This is a genomic window from Amycolatopsis sp. TRM77291, from assembly GCF_054166285.1.
This window is the reverse complement of the sequence record NZ_JBSZHF010000001.1, coordinates 5,226,085-5,244,916: the sequence shown is the minus strand read 5'-3', so window position 1 is coordinate 5,244,916 and position 18,832 is coordinate 5,226,085. Positions and strand designations below refer to the sequence as shown.

Genomic DNA, 18,832 nt, shown 5'->3' with positions numbered 1-18,832 from the left:
CACCAGGGGCGGCGGCGCCAGGGCGGCGGGAGCAGCGTTGCGAAAGCCACTTTCGCAACGTGCCGGGTGGCCTGAGTCAGGACAGCAGGTCCACCAGCGCGTCACCGCGAGGAGTCCGGGCCACGAGTACCACCTGGCCCTCGCGGTGCCGCTGGATCAACCCCGCCGAGACGAGCTGTTCGCAGTGGTAGGTCGCGGTGCTCGCGGCGCAGGACAGCAGATTCGCGATCTCACCCATCCGGGCGGGCTTTCCCAGGTGCCGCAACAGTTTCGCGCGGTGGGCGCCGACGACCAGGTCGAGCCCGTCGACGCCGGGGGCCGGTTCGGCCTTGCCGCCGTCGAGCAGGCCGTCGATCCCCGGCAGCGGGTAGCCGATCCAGACGGCGTCCTCTTCGTCGAAGTTGGACACCACCGAACGGCTGCCCGCGAGCATCGGGACCAGGATCAGTTTGCGGCCACGGACGGCGTACTTCGCCGGCTCGGCGTCGGGCAGCAGCAGACAGCCGTCGCTGAACCGGAAATGCGGCCGCAGCAGGCCGAGCACCGCGTCGGTCCCGCCACGGACGGAGGCGACGCCGATCCGTTCGATCTCGCGGTCGAGCAGGGGGCGGGCCTTGGCCCAGAGGTTTTCGGTCGCCAGCCTGGTCGCGGTGAAGGCGTCCGCGAGCGAGGCGGCCCAGCGTCTCGGATGGTCGGCGGCCTGCCGCCACTGCGCGGGCACCCGGTCGCCGAAGACCTCTTCCAGGCCTTTCAGGACGTCCGATTCCGTCAGCTCACGCAGCATTTCCGCTTGAGCCGCGGCGGAAGAGTCCTCACCGGGACTGATCGGGACGATGAAGTCCGGTTGCACCGAGGTGCCGCGGCGGGCGAGCGAGCTCGCCGCGCGGTAGCCCTGCTCCGGGATCGCCGAACCCACCTGACGGCGCCAGGCGGCGGGCAGGCCGCGGTCGTACCCGCCGACGACCTCGACGAGCATCGAAACCAGGGAGATGTGCGGGGAAACCGTCACACCGACCGGGATCGTGCTGGTGTCACCGAGTTCGAGCCGGGTATAAGAAGCCGGGGGCGGCGTCTCGCGCATCCGGTCGTCCCTCCTGGGAGTGGGCGTCGCAGCACGCGATGTTAGCGCCTCGGGTCAATACCCGGAATCCGCCCGCGAAACGGCCGAAGGACGCTTTCCCCAGGTCGGAAGCGGGGAAAGCGCCCTTCGGCCGATGCGGCGTCCTCAGCGGGCGAGTTGCTCATTCATGATGAGGAACGCGCCGAGACCGTGGAAATCGTTGGTGTTGCGTTTACGCGCGTAGTAATACGCCGTGTCCCCGACGTTCGTGCCTTCGGAGATGTTCGAGATGTCGGTCATTCCGTCGGCTCCGGTCGAAACCTGGGACAAGACCCCGCGATACCCCTTCGCGGCCACGGGCCGGTACTCGGGGCCGACGTAGCCGCGTTCCACCGCGCGGGAGAGCAGGAAGGTGTACATCGCCGAAGCCGAGGTCTCCAGCCAGTTGTCCTTGTCGCCGCCCCGGTCGACGACCTGGAACCAGCGGCCCGAAGCCCGGTCCTGCCAGCGGGCGTACCCCGCGGCGAGGAATTTCACGACGTCGACGAGACGACGGCGTCGCGGATGGTCGCGGGGGAGGATTTCGAGGAGGTCGATCGCCGTCATCCCGAGCCAGCCGATCGCGCGGCCCCAGTGGAATTTCGAATGCCGCCCGGGGCCCGACGCCCACGGTTCCGAGCCGTCTTCGTCGTAGGCGTGGTAGAGCAGGCCCTTCGCGGGCTCCTTGAGCCGGTCGAAGTAGACGCTGACGTTCTTCGCGGCCTCTTCGTAGCAGTAGGCGGTATCACTGAACGTCTTGCCGTACAGGGCGAGGAACGGCTGCGCCATGTACACGCCGTCCGCCCACAGCTGGCCGACCCGGCTCGTGGCGTGGAACATCCCGCCGTCGGACGTACGGGGATAGGACGGGAACCTGGCGCGCAACTGGTCCGCCGCGGTCTTGTACTTCGCCTGACCGGTTTCGGTGTACAGCAAGGGGAACATCTGCCCGGAGCGCATCGCGTCCAGATTGGTGAAGTTGTTGGAGATCCCGCTTTCGGTGACGAATCTGTCGTACCAGGCGAGGATGAAGTCGAGGTAGGACTGCTCGCCGGTGCGCTTGTACACCAGGTACTGGCCGTAGAGGTAGAGCCCGCGGGTGTATCCCCAGCCGCCGAGGGTGGCCGGGGTGTGCCGCTTCATCGTCGAGTCGACGACGGCGCGCGACCAGTCCACCGGCGCCGCGGCGGCCACGCCGGGCAGGGCGAGCGCGCCGACGGCGCCCGCGGTTCCCGCCAGGACCGTGCGCCGGGAAAGCCGTGCCGCGCGAAGAGGATCTGGGGACATTCGAGGCCCTTCCTGCGCCGGGGGAACCGGGGGAGTGAGTGGCCGGGATGCCGATCCGCCGTCCGTCGCCATCCCGGCTGAACAACGTCTACCCGCGGCTTCGACGGCGAGTCAAGAGAGATCCGATCTCTTACGTCATATATCAGATACGCCACTCGAATGGGCGCTCCCGGTCGCCGGGACGGTCCCGATGGGCGGTACTCACCGGCCGGGCGTCCGCTCGCCTACGATCGGTGCGTGAACGAGCTGACCTTCCGCGGGCGCCGCGTCGCCCGGGACCGCGCACTGGTCATGGCGATCGTCAACCGCACCCCCGACTCCTTCTACGACCGGGGGGCGACCTTCTCGGATCCGGACGCGCTCGCCGCCGTCGACCGGGCGGTGGCCGACGGCGCGGACATCGTCGACATCGGCGGGGTCAAGGCGGGCCCCGGCGCGGAGGTCGACGTCGAGGAAGAGATCCGACGGGTGGTCCCGTTCGTCGAGCGGATCCGCGAACTGCACCCCGGCCTGGTGATCAGCGTCGACACGTGGCGCCACGAGGTGGGCAGGCGCGCGGCGGAGGCGGGCGCGGACCTGATCAACGACACCTGGGCGGGAGCCGATCCGAAACTGGCCGAGGTCGCCGCCGAGTTCGGCACCGGCTACGTCTGCTCGCACACCGGGAACGCCGTCCCGCGGACCCGTCCCTTCCGGGTGCGCTACCCGGACGTCGTCGCGGACGTCGTCGCGGAGACGACGGCGCACGCCGAAGCCGTCGTCGCGCTCGGCGTCCCGCGTGAAGGGGTGCTGATCGATCCGACGCACGACTTCGGCAAGAACACGTGGCACAGCCTGGCGCTGCTGCGGCACGCGCGGGAACTGGCCGACACCGGCTGGCCGGTGCTGATGGCACTGTCCAATAAGGACTTCGTCGGCGAGACGCTCGGCGTCGAGCTCGCGGAGCGGGTCGACGGCACCCTCGCCGCGACGGCCTGGGCGGTGGCCGAGGGGGCCAAGGTTTTCCGGGTGCACGAGGTGCGGCGCACGCGTCAGGTGCTGGAGATGGTCGCGTCCATCCAGGGGACGCGGCCGCCGTCACGCGCCATCCGAGGGCTCGCCTAGCCGTCCAAGGGAATGACGGCCGAAACCGTGGTGCCCGAGCCGGGTTCGCTCGCGACGGTCAGCTCGCCGCCGAGCGCGCGGACCCGGTCACGGAGGCCGTGCAGCCCGGAGCCGCCGCCGAGGTCGGCCGTGCCGGTGCCGTCGTCGTGGACGTCCACGCGCAGGCCGTCGTCCTCGACGCGGATGCACACGCGGACTTCGCCCGCCCGCGCGTGTTTCAAGGCGTTGGTGACCGCCTCCGAGACGACGAAGTACGCCGTCGCCTCGACGGCACCGCTGAGCCGCGGTACGTCCGCGCCCGCGAGATCTACGGTGAGCGGGACCCGGTCCAGCAGCGACCGGACCGCGGGGATCAGGCCGGCCTCGGTGAGGATCGCGGGGCGGAGTCCGCGCGCGAGCTCCCGCAGTTCGGTGACCGTGGCCTGCAGTTCGTCGATGGTGCTCCTCAGCAGAGTCGCGACGGCGGGGGTGAGTTCGTCCCCGAGCCGGCGCTCCGCCATCCGCAGCAGCAGGACGACGCTGACCAGGCGTTGCTGGGCGCCGTCGTGCAGATCCCGCTCGACCCGCCGCCGTTCGTCGTCGGCGGCGGCCACGATGCGGGCGCGGGAGGCCTGGACCTCGACGAGGCGCTCCTCCAGTTCCGCGGCGAGCCGCTGGTTGTCCAGCACCAGCCCGGCGGCCGCGTTGAGCGCGTCGATCGACCGGCTGTCCTTCCACACCTCGTCGTCCTGCACGAGCGCGGCCAGCCCGGTGCCGTCGCGTTCCAGCAGGAGCCGGATCATCTCCGCGTTGCCGACCCGTGCCCGCAGCACGCCGATCAGGAACGTCAGCGGCCACAGGCAGAACGAAATCCGGTAGACGTCCAGCAGGGGTTCGGCGAGCGGATGCCCGGAGCCGAGCGCGCTGCCGATCGTGGTGCTCACCGCGCCGACGACGGCGATCGCGAGGACGGGGGAGAGCAACCGCCGCTGCGGAATCCGCCCGGTGAGCCAGCGATACAGCAGCACCACCACGACCCCGCCGCCGATCAGCGCGCCGACCAGCTCCAGCAGCCGTTTGACCAGATGTTCGGCCTCCGGCGAGGCGGCGACGGCGGCGAGGTTCTGCGGATCGTCGTTGACCAGCAGGCCGAGGACGGCCGACCCGAACACCACGGCGTACGCGGAGAGGGCGAGCACCCGTTCCCAGCGCGACCGGAGTCTCCCGTGCGGGAAGGCGAGCACGAGATGCGCGATCACCGGGCTGGACGCGGCCGACAGCGCCAGACCGGCCGTGTGCACCAGCGGTTCGCCGGCGAATTGCAGGTCCTCGGTGAACAACGCGAGCCCGGCCAGCGCGATGAGCAGGCCGATCGGGTTCGAGGCGCGGCGCACGTGCGCGACGGCGCCGGCGAGGAGGAAGAGGAACCCCGTCGTCGTGGACAGGGTGGTGTCGAGCACGGTGTGCGTGCCGTCGGCGATCTTGAGCGTCGACGCGACGACGCCCATCCCGATCCCGGCGGTCAGCACGCCCGCCATCGCGACGGTACGAGGGTGCGTCACCACTAAGCGTGATTCGCCCGTTCGGCCCGATCCGTTACACCGGTCCTGAAATGTGGAACAGGTGTTCCGCCTGGTGTCAAGGATTCTCAGCATCTTTCCCGTCATTCGGATGGCGATGCAGGTACGCGGGTGAACATGCGACTCTCGCGCCACCACCCGAGCCGAGTCGTACCCTCCGAAAGGCGACCTTCCGTGCGCACCCACCACAGAATCCGCTTGCTGGCCGCGGCCTTCGCCGCCTTGACCTTGGCCAGCGGGATCGCCGGGTGCTCGCGTGCCGACCGGGGTACCGAGGTGGAGCAGAAGAGCCAGGGTGCCGCGGCCGAGGTGCGCGTCGGGTACTTCCCGAACGTGACCCACGCGCCCGCGCTGATCGGCGCGAAGAACGGCTTCTTCGCCAAGGAGCTCGGCTCGACGAAGCTCACCACCCAGACGTTCAACGCCGGACCCGAAGAGGTCAACGCGCTGCTCGGCGACTCGCTCGACATCGCGTTCATCGGCTCCGGTCCGGCCATCAACGCCTTCACCAAGTCCAAGGGCTCCATCCAGCTGGTCTCCGGCGCGGTCACCGGCGGCGCGCAGCTGGTCGTGAAGCCCGAGATCACCGCGCCCGAGCAGCTCACCGGCAAGAACATCGCGACGCCGTCGCTGGCGAACACCCAGGACGTCGCGCTCAAGAAGTTCGTCGCCGAGAAGAAGCTGCCCGACGTCAAGATCACCAACCTCGACAACCCGAAGACCTTCGACGCCTTCAAGAAGGGCGAGCTCGACGGCGGCTGGCTGCCGGAGCCGTGGTCCTCGCGGCTCGTGCTGGACGCGGGCGCGAAGGTCCTGCTGGACGAGAAGACGCTGTGGCCGGAAGGCAAGTTCCCGACCACCGTCGTGATCGTCCGCAGCGAATTCCTGCAGCAGCACCCGGAGACCGTCACCGCCATCCTCAAGGGTGAACTCGCCGCCATCGAGTGGGCGAAGACCAACCCCGCCGAGGCGAAGAAGGTCGTCAACGGCGAGCTCAAGGCCCTCGCGGGCAGCACACTGAGCGAGGCCGTTCTCGACCGCGCGTTCTCCGGTATCGAACTCGGCATCGACCCGGTGGCGTCGACCTTCAGCCAGCTCGCGCAGGACTCGGTGACCGCGGGCGTGGTGAAGTCCGCGGTGGACCTCAAGGGGTTCGCCGATTTCGGCCCGCTGAACGCCGTGCTCAAAGAGCAGGGCAAGCCCGGCGTGAACGCGCCCGGGCTGACGAAGTGACCGGAGGGGATCAGCGATGACGACCACCTTGGAGCCCGGCCTGTCCACCGGTGTCGCCGTGCGCCTCGACGGGGTGCGAAAGGCCTTCGGGCCGACCGGCCGCGCCGTCGTGGCCCTCGACGGGATGGATCTGACGGTCGCCCCCGGCGAGTTCGTCTGTCTCCTCGGCGCCTCGGGCTGCGGCAAGAGCACCCTGCTGAACCTGGTCGCCGGTCTCGACCGGCCGACCTCGGGCTCGATCACCCTGGAGACCTCCCGGCCGGCGGTCATGTTCCAGGAGGCCGCGCTGATGCCGTGGCTGACCGCGGCCCGCAATGTCGAACTGCCGCTGCGTCTCGCCGGTTTCGGCCGGTCCGAACGTCGCCGGAAGGCGGCCGAACTGCTCGAACTCGTCCGCCTCGGCGGCGCGGGCGACAAGCGGCCGCACGAGCTGTCCGGCGGGATGCGGCAGCGCGTCGCGCTCGCCAGGGCGCTGGCCGCCACCCTGCGCGTCGGCGGTGACCCGGAGCAGTCGCTGCTGCTGATGGACGAGCCGTTCGCCGCGCTCGACGCCATCACCCGCGACGTCCTGCAGGGTGAACTGCTGCGCGTCTACCGCAGCACCGGCACGTCGGTGCTGTTCGTGACCCACGACGTCCGCGAGGCCGTCCGGCTCGGCCAGCGGGTCGTGCTGCTTTCGTCGCGGCCGGGCCGGGTCGTGCGGGAATGGCGCGACGTCCAGGCCTCCGACGCCGAGGAGCTGACGCTGGAGATCACCGGTCACCTCCGGGAGGTGATCAGTACCCATGCCGCGGCTTGACCGCCCCGAAACCGCGGCGGCAGACGCCGACGAGGCCGTCGGCGCGGGGCTCGATTCGCTCGACACCCCCACCGGGGAACGCCGGGAGAGCCGGGGGAAGCGATTCCTGCGCGGCTTCGTGCCGCCGGTGGTCTTCCTGGTGTTGCTGGTCGCGCTGTGGCAGGCCTTGTGGGCCGCCGCGTTCTGGCCGGAGGCCATGCTGCCCGCGCCGCTGGCGGTGTGGGACGAACTCGTCGGAATCACCGTCGACGGTGAGATCTTCGAGTTCGTCTGGACGTCGGTCCATCGGGCCGCGCTGGGTTTCCTGATCGGCGTGGTCATCGGGACCCCGCTCGGGCTGCTCGTGGCGAAGGTCCGGGTCGTCCGGGCCGCGGTCGGGCCGTTCCTGACCGGGCTGCAGAGCCTTCCGTCGGTGGCCTGGGTGCCCGCGGCGATCCTGTGGTTCGGGCTGAACGACGCGTCGATCTACTTCGTGGTCCTGCTGGGCTCGGTGCCGTCGATCGCCAACGGCCTGGTCGCCGGCATCGACCAGATCCCGCCGATCCTGCCGCGGGTGGGCCAGGTGATGGGGGCGAGCAGGCTGTCGTCCGCGCGGCACATCCTGCTGCCCGCCGCGCTGCCCGGATTCCTCGCCGGGCTCAAGCAGGGCTGGGCGTTCTCGTGGCGTTCGCTGATGGCCGCCGAGCTGATCGCGCTGTCCCCGGCACTCGGCAAGGGTCTCGGCGCGTACCTCCACGAAGGCTCGTCGTTCAACAGCATGGAGGCCGTGATGTCGGCCATCTTCCTGATCCTGCTGGTCGGCGTCGGTATCGAGCTGGTGGTGTTCCGTCCGCTGGAACGTTCGGTCCTACGTGCGCGTGGTCTCACCGCGTCCCTTTAGGACTTTGGTCAGGCTAGCCTTACCCGCATGTCCGTTACTGGGGTGCGGGTCAAGGCGACCCTGACCGCCCTGATGATGTCGTTGCTGGTGGCCGGTTGTGGTTCTTCGCAATCGGCCGACGAGAGCCTGGTGCCGGCGGAGTCCCGGGGCACCTTCCCGGTGACCGTCGAGCACAAATACGGGTCGGCGACGGTCGAGAAGCAGCCTTCGAGGATCGTCACGCTGGGCCTGTCCGACCACGACGCCGTGCTGGCGCTCGGGATCCGGCCGGTCGGCGCCGTCGACTGGTTCAAGGAGCGGCCGTACGGGAAGTGGCCGTGGACCCAGGCTCGCTGGGGTGACAAGCAGCCGGAGGTCGTCGGCGAACGGGACGACTTCAACTTCGAGAAGATCGCCGCGCTGAAGCCGGACCTGATCCTCGCCCAGTACAGCGGGATGAAGAAGGAGCAGTACGACAAGCTCTCGCAGCTCGCGCCGGTCGTCGCGCAGCCGCCGAAGTACGAGGACTACGCGGCGCCGTGGCAGGAGATGACCCGGATGGTGGGCCGCGCGCTGGGGCTCCCGCAGAAGGCCGAAGACCTGATCGCCGGCATCGACCGGCGGTTCGCGCAGGCACGGGCCGAACACCCCGGGTTCGCGAAGCTGACGATGGTCGTCGCCGACACCTTCGAGGCGGGCAAATTCTCCGCGTTCACCACGACCGACCCGAAGATGATCTTCATGGCCGAGCTGGGCTTCCGGCCGTTCGAACCGGTCAAGGCACTGAGCAGACCGGAGAACAACGTCGTCGAGGTCTCGTCCGAACGGTTCGACCTGTTCGACGCGGATCGCCTGGTGTGGCTGAACTCCGACGTCAACGCGGAGACCAGGGTGCGGGCCGATCCGGTGTACCAGCGGCTGAAGGTGTCGGCGGAGAAGCGGGACCTGTTCATCACCTACGAGAACCCGCCGGTCGGGGCCGCGATCTCGTTCAACACCGTGCTGAGCATCCCGTACGCGATCGAGCAACTGGTGCCGAAGCTGGCGGCCGTCGCCGGCTCCTGATGTCGCGAAAGCCACTTTCGAGACACCTGACGTCCTGAANACTCGACCAGTTCCTGAAGGCCCTCGACACGCAGGCTTCGCGCTTCGAGGAGCGTCGGGCGGCCGCTGAAGCCCGCGCCGCCGCCCGCCAGGCCTGATCCGCCCTCCTCCACGCGAGTCACGCCCCCACCCACGCGAGTCACGCCCCCACCCACGCGAGTTACGCCTCAACCCACGCGAGTTACGCCTCTGCTCACGCGAGTTACGCGCCCAATCACGCGAGTTACGCCTCTGGCCACGCGAGTTACGCGCTCAATCACGCGAGTTACGTCCCCAGACACACGTGTCCGCCCTCAAACCCGTGAGAGCCGACGGCCGTCACGTGTGATCCAGCGGCCGACTCATGTGATCAGACGGTCGACACGCGTGATCAGGCGGACGACTCACGTGTCGTCCATCCGATCACGCGTGACGGCCGCCGGAACACGCGTGATTGAGGACGTAACTCGCGTGATTGGGGGCGTAACTCGCGTGACGGGAGGCGGGGAGCGTTAGCGCGAGCGGCGCGAGCCGGCGCGGGTCCCGGAGGAGAACGCGGCGGCACCGCCGCGACGGGCCGGAGCACCGCCGGACTGGGTCCGCGAGGACTGCGACTTTGCGGCACCGGAGCCGCGGCGCGGCTGGGAGTCGGCGGAGCGACGACCCTGGCCACCGCCCTTGGGCGCGCCTTCGCGACGTCCGGCGGACTCGCCCGCGCGACGGCCTTGGCCGGCGGGAGCACCTCGGCGGTCGCCCTCGGCGCGAGGCTGACGCGAACGTCCGTCGGAAGCGCGGCCGGAAGCGTCACGACCGCCGCGAGAAGAGCCACGGCCGCCACCGGAAGCACCACGGCCACCGGCGGACGGGCCTCGGCCACGTCCACCGCGGCCGCCACGCCCACCGCTGGCCGGACGGTCCTCGTCCTCACCCTTGCCCGGGATGGCCTCGCCGCTGGCGCTGACCCGCTTCGGCCGCGTGTCCACGATCGGCCGCCGCGGCGACGCGGTGAACGAACGCTCACCAGGCGCCAGCTCCGACAGCAGCGGGTGGCCGGGGCCGAGCTGCGTCGTGGTCGGCTTGATACCCGCCTTGCGGGTGAGGTCGCGGACGTCGCCGACCTGCGCGTCGGTCATCAGCGTGACGACGGTGCCGGACGCCCCGGCCCGCGCGGTCCGGCCGGAGCGGTGCAGGTACGCCTTGTGCTCGACCGGCGGGTCGGCGTGGATGACCAGCGTGACGTCGTCGACGTGGATCCCGCGCGCGGCGATGTCGGTGGCGACCAGCGTCTTCGCCGCGCCGGAGGCGAACGCCTCCAGGTTGCGCGTGCGCGCGGTCTGGCCGAGGTTGCCGTGCAGTTCGACCGCCGGCACGCCGGAGGCCATGAGCTTGCGCGTCAGCTGCTTGGCGCGGTGCTTCGTGCGGGTGAACACCAGCGTGCGGCCCGGCGCGGCGGTGAGGTCGATCAGCACCGGCAGCCGGTGGGTCTCCTCCAGGTGCAGCACGTGGTGCTTCATGGTCGAGACCGGCGACTGGGCCGAGTCGACGCTGTGCGTGACCGGGTCGTGCATGAAGCGCTTGACCAGCACGTCGACGCCCGCGTCGAGGGTCGCGGAGAACAGCAGGCGCTGCCCACGCTCCGGCGTCTCGGCCATGATGCGCCGGACGTCGGGCAGGAAGCCGAGGTCGGCCATGTGGTCGGCCTCGTCCAGCACGGTGATCTCGATGTGGTCGAGCTTCGCCTCGCCGGAGCGCATGTGGTCGGCGAGCCTGCCGGGGCACGCGACGACGATGTCGACGCCGTCACGCAGCCGGGTGATCTGCGGGTTGGGGCTGACGCCGCCGAAGATCGTGGTGACCTTGAGGCCGAGCGGTTTGGCCAGCGGCAGGAACGACGCCTCGATCTGGGTCGCCAGCTCGCGCGTCGGCGCCAGGACCAGCGCACGCGGGCGCCCGGGACGGCGGCGGGTCGGGCCTTCGGCGAGCCGGGCGAGGACGGGCAGCACGAAGCCGTACGTCTTGCCGGAGCCGGTGCGGCCGCGGCCGAGGACGTCGCGGCCCGCCAGCGAATGCGGCAGCGTGGCGGCCTGGATCGGGAACGGGCTGGTGACGCCCTGTTCGGCGAGCGCGTCGACGATGGTCTTGGGCAGGCCGAGTTCGGTGAAAGTAGGTGTGCTCATAAGCGTGTGGGCGCGAAGCGCGCCCTGGTATCTCCGTAAGGATAGGAACGGTTGTCCTGCCCGGCGCAGACCTCGGGGGGCCGCGGCGCGTGGTCTTCGACAACGAAACGCGGCCCGAGGCAGAACTGAGCGGACCGCGTCGTCCAGTGTACTGGGTCGTGATCTCCCGGGCTACGTGATATCGCCCGCACCGGCCCGGTGATGTTCGTCGGTTCGGACGAGCGGGAGGCGGCGTCGCGGTGAAACGCTGGCCCGACCGGACGAAAGGGGACACGGGTGTCGAACGTTCAGGAACTGCAAGGGGTGCTCGACGAGGAGGCGCGTCGCGCGAACGTCCCCGGAGCGGTGGTGGGGGTGACTTACCGGGGCGAGGAGTCGGTATTCGCCACTGGAGTGTCCAGTGTGGACACCGGGCTTCCGGTCGATCCCGGCACCCTGTTCATGATCGGCTCCACCAGCAAGACCTTCGCCGCGGCCGTCGCGCTGGCCCTGGTCGAAGACGGTGTGCTGGATCTCGACAGGCCGGTCGTCGATTACGTTCCCGATCTCCCGCTGGCGGATCCGGTGGCGCGCAAGACGGTGACCCTGCGTCATCTGCTCACGCATTCCGCCGGTTTCCTCGGCGACGTCGACTTCACGACCGGGTGGGGTGACGACGCGCTGGCCCTCGCGATCGCGAAGTTCGGCGACCTGCCGCAGAACTTCCCGCCCGGCGAGGTGTTCTCCTACTGCAACGCCGGATTCCAGCTGGCCGGACGGGTCGTCGAGGTGGTGGCGGGCGAACCCTTCGAGGAGGTGGTCCGCGCCCGGCTGCTCGAACCGCTCGGCATGACCGAGTCGTATTACCTGCCTTGGGAAGTGCTCACGCGCCGTCACGCCGTCGGGCACGTGCTGCACGACGGCGAACCGGCGGTCGAGCACACCGTGGGACTCACCCGTGCGGACAGCGCGAGCGGCGGGCTGTGGTCGACGGCGGGAGACCAGCTGAAATGGGCCCGGTTCTTCCTGACCGGCGAAGCCGAGGGCGAGCCGCCGATCAGCGAAGCCACGCGCGACCTCATGCGCGCGCCGCAACGCAAGGCCGCGCTGCGGTTCGAGGAGGTCGGGCTGAGCTGGCTGCACACGACCCACGGCACCGCCCGGCTGGTCCGGCACGGCGGCAACGTGAGCAACTTGCAGCTGTCGGACTTCGTCACCCTGCCGGAACACGACTTCGCCGTCACGGTGCTGACCAACAGCGCGGGCGGGTCCGCGCTGGGCGCGAAGATCGTCGACTGGTGCCTGGAACACCTGGTCGGGCTGCCGCCGCTCCCGACCCCGCCGCCGGTGCCCCAGCCGGACATCGCCGAGTACCTGGGCCGCTACCAGACCGGTGACCTGGCGTTCGTGGTCGAGGACCGCGACGGCGCTCTCTGGGCCCAGCTGGTCGCCGACATCGAGGGCTTCCCGTCGCCGCCGCCGTTCGAGGCCGTTTTCGTGGGCGGCGACGCGATCGCCCCCGCCGCCGACACCCGCAAGCCCACCGCGCGCTTCCTGCGGAACGACCACGGGGAGGTGACTTCGATCGAGTTCGGTGGCCGGACGGCGACGCGAGGCGCTACGGTTACCGGGTAGTAACTTCGGCTGACCAGGAGTGACCATGAGCGAAAAGGCGACCGCGTTGTTGCTGAACCCGGGTGGGTACGACCCCCAGCAGTTCGACCCGGAGACGCGTCGCCTGTTGCGTGCCGCCATCGAGTGGTTCGAACAGCGTGGCAAGCGCAAGCTCGTCGAGGACTACCACGATCGGACCTTCTACGCGGACTTCATCGAGTTCGCGGGCAAGGAAGGCCTGTTCTCGACGTTCCTCACTCCTGGCGCGAACGCCGAGGGGAACCCCGACAAGCGCTGGGACACCGCGCGGGTCGCGGCGCTTTCGGAAATCCTCGGCTTTTATGGCTTGAACTATTGGTACCCGTGGCAGGTCACCATCCTCGGCCTGGGCCCGGTGTGGCAGAGCGCGAACGAGGCCGCCCGCAAACGCGCGGCGGACTCGCTCGCGGCCGGCGGCGTCGCCGCGTTCGGACTGTCCGAAAAGGAGCACGGGGCCGACATCTACTCGTCGGACCTCGTGCTCACCCCGGACGGCAAGGGTGGCTACCGCGCGAACGGGTCGAAGTACTACATCGGCAACGGCAACTGCGCGCGGACCGTGTCCGTGTTCGGCCGCATCGACGGCGTCGAGGGCCCGGACCAGTACGTGTTCTTCTACGCGGACTCGGAGCACCCGAACTACCGCGTGGTGAAGAACGTCGTGCCGTCGCAGATGTACGTCGCCGAGTTCGAGTTGAACGACTATCCGGTGTCCGAAGAGGACATTCTGCACGTCGGCGCCGACGCCTTCTCCGCGGCGCTGAACACGGTCAACATCGGCAAGTTCAACCTGTGCTTCGGCGGTATCGGGATGTCGACGCACTCGCTGTACGAGGCGATCACGCACGCGCACAACCGGGTGCTCTACGGCAAGAAGGTCACCGATTTCCCGCACGTGCGCCGGGAATTCGTCGAGGCGTACGCGCGGCTCGTCGCGATGAAGCTGTTCTCCGACCGCGCCGTGGACTACTTCCGCAGCGCGAACGCGGACGACCGCCGGTACCTGCTGTTCAACCCGATCACCAAGATGAAGGTGACCACCGAGGCGCAGAAGGTCATCGGCCTGGTCGCGGATGTGGTGGCGGCCAAGGGTTTCGAGGCGGACACGTACCTCGCGATGTCTAAGAACGACATCGACGGCCTGCCGAAGCTGGAAGGCACGGTGGCGGTGAACCTCGCGCTGATCGCGAAGTTCGTGCCCGCGTACCTGTTCGCGCCGCAGGCCTACGAGCCGGTGCCGACCCGGTCCGACGCGGCTGACGACGAGTTCCTGTTCCGGCAGGGCCCCGCGCGCGGACTGTCCAAGGTGCGGTTCCACGACTGGCGCGAGGCGTACGCGAAGGCGTCCGCGATCCCGAACGTCGCGCGGTTCACCGAGCAGGCCGAGGCGCTGGTGAAGCTGTTCACCGACGCGGCCCCGGACGAGGCGCAGCAGCAGGACATCGACTTCGGCCTCGCGCTGACCGAGCTGTTCACGCTGGTCGTCTACGGGCAGCTGGTGCTGGAGCAGGCCGAGATCACCGGGATCGAGACCGAGGTCGTCGACCAGATCTTCGCCATCCTGGTGCAGGCCTTCAGCCTCACCGCGATCGAGCTGCACGGGAAGGCGTCCTCGACGGACGCGCAGCAGGCGCTCGCGCTCGCTTCGATCCGGAAGCCGGTCGTCGACGCTGCGCGTTTCGACCACGTGTGGTCGCTCGTGCGGGACCTCTCGGGTGCCTACGCCATGAATCCCTGACCCGAGTACATGAAGGCCCCCATCCTTGCGCCTAGGTACAGGATGGGGGCCTTCATGTACTGCTGAGACCTACTTGCCGAAGCCGGCCTTCCGGAGCGCGTCCGCCATGGCGCCGCCGCCACCGGAGTTGCCGCCGCGGTCCCGGCCGCCACCACGGCCGCCCTGGCCGCCACGCTGACCGCCGCCCTGACGCTGGCCGCGGTCACGACCGCCGCCGCCCTGCTCGCGAGCGGGTTTGCCGGGCTCGTCGTCCAGCCGCAGGGTCAGCGAGATCCGCTTGCGCGGCACGTCGACCTCCAGCACCTTCACCTTGACGATGTCGCCGGGTTTCACGACCTCGCGCGGATCCTTGACGAAGTTCTTCGACAGCGCCGAGACGTGCGCGAGGCCGTCCTGGTGCACGCCGACGTCGATGAACGCGCCGAACGCGGCCACGTTCGTCACGACGCCTTCCAGCCGCATACCCGGCTTGAGGTCGCCGATCTTCTCGACGCCGTCGGCGAAGGTCGCGGTCTTGAACGCCGGACGCGGGTCGCGGCCCGGCTTTTCGAGTTCGGCGAGGATGTCGGTCACCGTCGGGAGACCGAAGGTGTCGTCGACGAACTCCGTGGGCTTCAGCGCCTGCAGCGTCCGCGAATTGCCGATCAGCGAACGGATGTCCGTGCCGGTGGAGGACAGGATCCGCCGCACCACCGGGTACGCCTCCGGGTGCACCGAGGACGAGTCGAGCGGGTCGTCGCCGTCCGGGATCCGGAGGAAGCCCGCGCACTGCTCGAAGGCCTTGGGGCCGAGCCGCGCGACCTCCTTGAGCCCGCTCCGCGTCTTGAACGGCCCGTTCTCGTCGCGGTGCGCGACGATGTTCTCCGCCAGGGTCGTCGTGATACCCGAGACGCGGGTCAGCAGCGGCGCCGACGCCGTGTTGACGTCCACGCCGACGGCGTTCACACAGTCTTCGACCACCGCGTCGAGTGAACGCGACAGCGAGATCTCGGACAGGTCGTGCTGGTACTGCCCGACACCGATCGACTTCGGGTCGATCTTCACCAGTTCCGCCAGCGGGTCCTGCAGCCGTCGCGCGATGGAGACCGCGCCGCGCAGCGAGACGTCCATGCCCGGCAGCTCCTGCGACGCGAACGCCGACGCCGAGTAGACCGACGCACCGGCCTCGGAGACGACGGCCTTTGTCAGCTTCAGTTCCGGGTGCTTCTTGATCAGCTCGCCGGCGAGTTTGTCGGTCTCGCGCGACGCGGTGCCGTTGCCGATCGAGATCAGGTCCACCTTGTGCCGGGCGCAGAGCGCGGCGAGTTCGGCGATGGACTGGTCCCATTTGTTCGCGGGCTGGTGCGGGTAGATCACGTGGGTGGCGACGACCTTGCCGGTCGCGTCGACGACGGCGACCTTGACGCCGGTGCGGAAGCCCGGGTCGAGGCCCATCGTGGCGCGCGTGCCGGCCGGGGCGGCGAGCAGCAGGTCGCGCAGGTTCGCGGCGAACACGCGGACGGCGTCGTCCTCGGCCGACTGGCGCAGCCGCATCCGCAGGTCGATGCCCAGGTGCAGCAGGATCTTCGTGCGCCACGCCCAGCGGACGGTGTCGCCGAGCCACTTGTCGGCGGGGCGGCCTTCGTTGGAGATGCCGAACTTGTGGGCGATGCGGTTCTCGTACTCGGTCGGCCCGGTGCGCGGTTCCTCCGAAGGCTCCTCCGACTCCATCGTGAGGTCGAGGATCTCCTCCTTCTCACCGCGGAACATCGCGAGGATCCGGTGCGAGGGAAGCTTGGTGTAGGGCTCGGAGAAGTCGAAGTAGTCGGAGAACTTCGCTCCCTCTTCGGCCTTGCCGTCACGGACCTTCGAGGCCAGACGTCCTTCCGCCCACATCTTCTCGCGCAGTTCGCCGATCAGGTCGGCGTCCTCGGCGAAGCGTTCGACGAGGATCGCGCGGGCGCCGTCCAGCGCGGCCTGCGCGTCCGCGACACCCTTGTCGGCGTCGACGAACACCGCGGCGGCGGCCTGCGGGTCGGTGTTCGGGTCGCTCAGCAGCCCGTCGGCGAGCGGCTCCAGACCGGCCTCGCGGGCGATCATCGCCTTCGTCCGCCGCTTGGGCTTGTACGGCAGGTAGATGTCTTCGAGGCGGGACTTGGTGTCCGCCGCCATGATCGACGCTTCGAGCGCCTCGTCCAGCTTGCCCTGGCTGCGGATCGACTCCAGTACCGCGACCTTGCGCTCGCCGAGTTCCCGCAGGTAGCGGAGGCGTTCTTCGAGGGTGCGGAGCTGGGTGTCGTCCAGCATCCCGGTGACCTCTTTGCGGTACCGGGCGATGAACGGCACGGTCGATCCGCCGTCCAGCAGGTCGACGGCCGCCTTGACCTGCCCTTCGCGCACACCGAGTTCTTCGGCGATCTTCTGCTCGACTGTCTGCAGGCCCTGCACGCTCACTCCCACGCTCCTGAATCCGCCCTCGGGTGCTCTCGGACCCTGCATTCTGCCGCTCGTGCCGAGCCGACTTTCGTATGGCCTCCTCTAACCGAACCCTTGACAGTTGTATTGGTCTGTACCATTTTGATGTGGCCGACATCACCCGTTCGTGGAGGCCAGTCGTGAAAGTGAAGCCCAAACACGCGTTCCTCGCCCTGCTGTCGTCACTGGCCGTGTGCCTGGGGGTGACTTTCGCGGTCTCGGGCAGTGCCTCGGCCGCCAACATCCTGACCAACCCCGGCTTCGAACTCGGGACAACGAGCGGCTGGACCTGCACCGGAGCGAACGCGGTGGTCACCACGCCGGTCCACTCGGGCACTCGCGCGCTCAGCGCCACCCCGGCGGGGCAGGACAACGCCCGCTGCTCGCAGAGCGTGGCCGTGAAGGCCAACACCGCGTACACGCTTTCGGCGTGGGTGCAGGGCAGCTACACCTATCTCGGTGTCACCGGCACCGGGACGGGTGACAAGAACACCTGGACCCCCGGCGGCGGCAGCTGGTCGCAGCTCTCGCTGAGCTTCACCACCGGCGCGTCCACCACTAGCGTCGAGATCTACCTGCACGGCTGGTACGGCCAGCCCGCGTACTTCGCCGACGACGTGAACCTCGACGGCCCCGGCGGATCGCCCACCACGACGCCGACGACCCCCACCACGCCGACGACCACGACCCCCACCACCAGCAACCCGCCGACGACCACGACGAGCACCCCGCCGACCGGGAACCTGCCGAAGCACGTGATCACCGGCTACTGGCAGAACTTCTACAACGGTGCGAAGGCGCTCAAGCTCGCCGACGTCCCGACGAAGTACAACATCATCGCGGTGTCCTTCGCCGACGCGACGGCCACGCCGGGCGCGGTCAGCTTCACCCTCGACTCCGGTCTGTCGAGCCAGCTCGGCGGCTACACCGACGCGCAGTTCAAGGCCGACATCAAGACGGCGCAAGCGCGCGGGCAGAAGGTCATCCTGTCCGTCGGCGGTGAGAAGGGCACGATCCGCGTCGACTCCGCGGCCGCGGCGACGAACTTCTCCAACAGCATGAAGTCGCTCATCGCGACCTACGGCTTCGACGGCGTCGACATCGACCTCGAGAACGGCGTCAACGCGACCTACATGGCGCAGGCGCTGCGCAGCATCCACGCGGCGGGCGGCTCGATCATCACCATGGCGCCGCAGACGATCGACATGCAGAGCCCGGCGGCGGAGTACTTCAAGCTGGCGCTGAACGTCAAGGACATCCTGACGATCGTCAACATGCAGTACTACAACAGCGGCTCGATGCTCGGCTGCGACCAGAAGGTCTACTCGCAGGGCACGGTCGACTTCCTCACCGCGCTGGCCTGCATCCAGCTGCAGAGCGGCCTGCGGGCCGACCAGGTCGGGCTCGGCCTGCCCGCGTCGACCTCGGCGGCCGGTGGTGGCTACCAGGCGCCCGGCAACACGGTCAACGCGCTGAACTGCCTGGCGAAGGGCACGAACTGCGGGTCGTTCAAGCCTTCGACGACGTACCCGACGATCCGGGGCGCGATGACCTGGTCGATCAACTGGGACGCCTCGCAGGGCTACGCGTGGTCGAACACGGTGAGCGCGGGCCTGGCCGGCCTCCCGTGACGCATCAGTAGACCGGGGCGGGGCACCGTCGTCGCGCGGGCGACGGTGCCCCGCCCTTTCCACGTCATGCATTTCGTCCTCTGGATGCGGTAGTTGGCAGGGCGAACTACCGCATCCAGAGGACGAAATGCATAAGAGGTCAGAGCGGGGTGAGGGGGAGGCGCAGAGCGGCCGGGG

General features: G+C 69.4%; 13 protein-coding genes. 8 read left to right on the top strand and 5 right to left on the bottom strand.

What is annotated here, in order from left to right:
- Positions 1-76: 76 nt before the first annotated feature.
- Together ACXIZN_RS24255 and ACXIZN_RS24250 are read right to left on the bottom strand one after the other, a co-directional pair.
- Complete coding sequence (locus tag ACXIZN_RS24255; RefSeq protein ID WP_457957039.1) at positions 77-1,081, bottom strand: winged helix-turn-helix domain-containing protein; 1,005 nt, start codon at positions 1,079-1,081, stop codon at positions 77-79.
- Between the two features lie 144 nt (positions 1,082-1,225).
- The gene (locus tag ACXIZN_RS24250) at positions 1,226-2,386 is read right to left on the bottom strand and encodes a glycoside hydrolase family 88/105 protein (RefSeq protein WP_457957038.1); all 1,161 of its coding nucleotides are present in this window, start codon (positions 2,384-2,386) and stop codon (positions 1,226-1,228) included.
- 237 nt (positions 2,387-2,623) lie between these two features.
- On the opposite strand from ACXIZN_RS24250, the gene folP reads away from it, so the two are divergent.
- The gene (folP, locus tag ACXIZN_RS24245) at positions 2,624-3,490 is read left to right on the top strand and encodes a dihydropteroate synthase (protein ID WP_126737369.1); all 867 of its coding nucleotides are present in this window, start codon (positions 2,624-2,626) and stop codon (positions 3,488-3,490) included.
- Here folP and ACXIZN_RS24240 read toward each other — a convergent pair.
- Positions 3,487-5,007 (bottom strand): sensor histidine kinase, encoded by a 1,521-nt coding sequence (locus ACXIZN_RS24240; RefSeq protein ID WP_457960590.1) that lies wholly within the window; start codon positions 5,005-5,007, stop codon positions 3,487-3,489. The genes folP and ACXIZN_RS24240 overlap by 4 nt on opposite strands.
- A gap of 216 nt (positions 5,008-5,223) precedes the next feature.
- Between ACXIZN_RS24240 and ACXIZN_RS24235 the strand changes: the two genes are divergently transcribed.
- Genes ACXIZN_RS24235 through ACXIZN_RS24220 form a run of 4 tightly spaced genes read left to right on the top strand, consistent with a single transcriptional unit; the run spans position 5,224 to position 9,005 of the window.
- Positions 5,224-6,282, top strand: coding sequence for an ABC transporter substrate-binding protein (locus ACXIZN_RS24235; protein ID WP_457957037.1), 1,059 nt, complete (start codon positions 5,224-5,226; stop codon positions 6,280-6,282).
- 16 nt (positions 6,283-6,298) lie between these two features.
- Entirely contained in the window at positions 6,299-7,081 is a 783-nt protein-coding gene (locus ACXIZN_RS24230; RefSeq protein WP_257488660.1) for an ABC transporter ATP-binding protein, read from the top strand.
- The gene (locus tag ACXIZN_RS24225; protein WP_126737371.1) at positions 7,068-7,961 is read left to right on the top strand and encodes an ABC transporter permease; all 894 of its coding nucleotides are present in this window, start codon (positions 7,068-7,070) and stop codon (positions 7,959-7,961) included. Before ACXIZN_RS24230 ends, ACXIZN_RS24225 begins: the two co-directional genes overlap by 14 nt.
- Before the next feature lie 27 nt (positions 7,962-7,988).
- The gene (locus tag ACXIZN_RS24220) at positions 7,989-9,005 is read left to right on the top strand and encodes an iron-siderophore ABC transporter substrate-binding protein (protein WP_457957036.1); all 1,017 of its coding nucleotides are present in this window, start codon (positions 7,989-7,991) and stop codon (positions 9,003-9,005) included.
- Between the two features lie 530 nt (positions 9,006-9,535).
- On the opposite strand, the gene ACXIZN_RS24215 is transcribed toward ACXIZN_RS24220, so the two are convergent.
- On the bottom strand, positions 9,536-11,200 hold the full coding sequence (locus tag ACXIZN_RS24215) for a DEAD/DEAH box helicase (protein ID WP_457957035.1): 1,665 nt from the start codon (positions 11,198-11,200) through the stop codon (positions 9,536-9,538).
- Between the two features lie 276 nt (positions 11,201-11,476).
- On the opposite strand from ACXIZN_RS24215, the gene ACXIZN_RS24210 reads away from it, so the two are divergent.
- Together ACXIZN_RS24210 and ACXIZN_RS24205 are read left to right on the top strand one after the other, a co-directional pair.
- On the top strand, positions 11,477-12,814 hold the full coding sequence (locus ACXIZN_RS24210) for a serine hydrolase domain-containing protein (RefSeq protein WP_457957034.1): 1,338 nt from the start codon (positions 11,477-11,479) through the stop codon (positions 12,812-12,814).
- A gap of 25 nt (positions 12,815-12,839) precedes the next feature.
- Positions 12,840-14,570, top strand: a complete 1,731-nt coding sequence (locus tag ACXIZN_RS24205) for an acyl-CoA dehydrogenase (protein WP_457957033.1) — start codon at positions 12,840-12,842, stop codon at positions 14,568-14,570.
- Positions 14,571-14,639: 69 nt separating this feature from the next.
- Here ACXIZN_RS24205 and ACXIZN_RS24200 read toward each other — a convergent pair whose 3' ends face one another.
- Positions 14,640-17,003, bottom strand: coding sequence for a Tex family protein (locus ACXIZN_RS24200; RefSeq protein WP_457957032.1), 2,364 nt, complete (start codon positions 17,001-17,003; stop codon positions 14,640-14,642).
- A 161-nt stretch (positions 17,004-17,164) separates the two neighbouring features.
- Here ACXIZN_RS24200 and ACXIZN_RS24195 point away from each other — a divergent pair, with 161 nt between their 5' ends.
- On the top strand, positions 17,165-18,655 hold the full coding sequence (locus ACXIZN_RS24195) for a chitinase (RefSeq protein WP_257488653.1): 1,491 nt from the start codon (positions 17,165-17,167) through the stop codon (positions 18,653-18,655).
- Positions 18,656-18,832 lie beyond the last annotated feature (177 nt).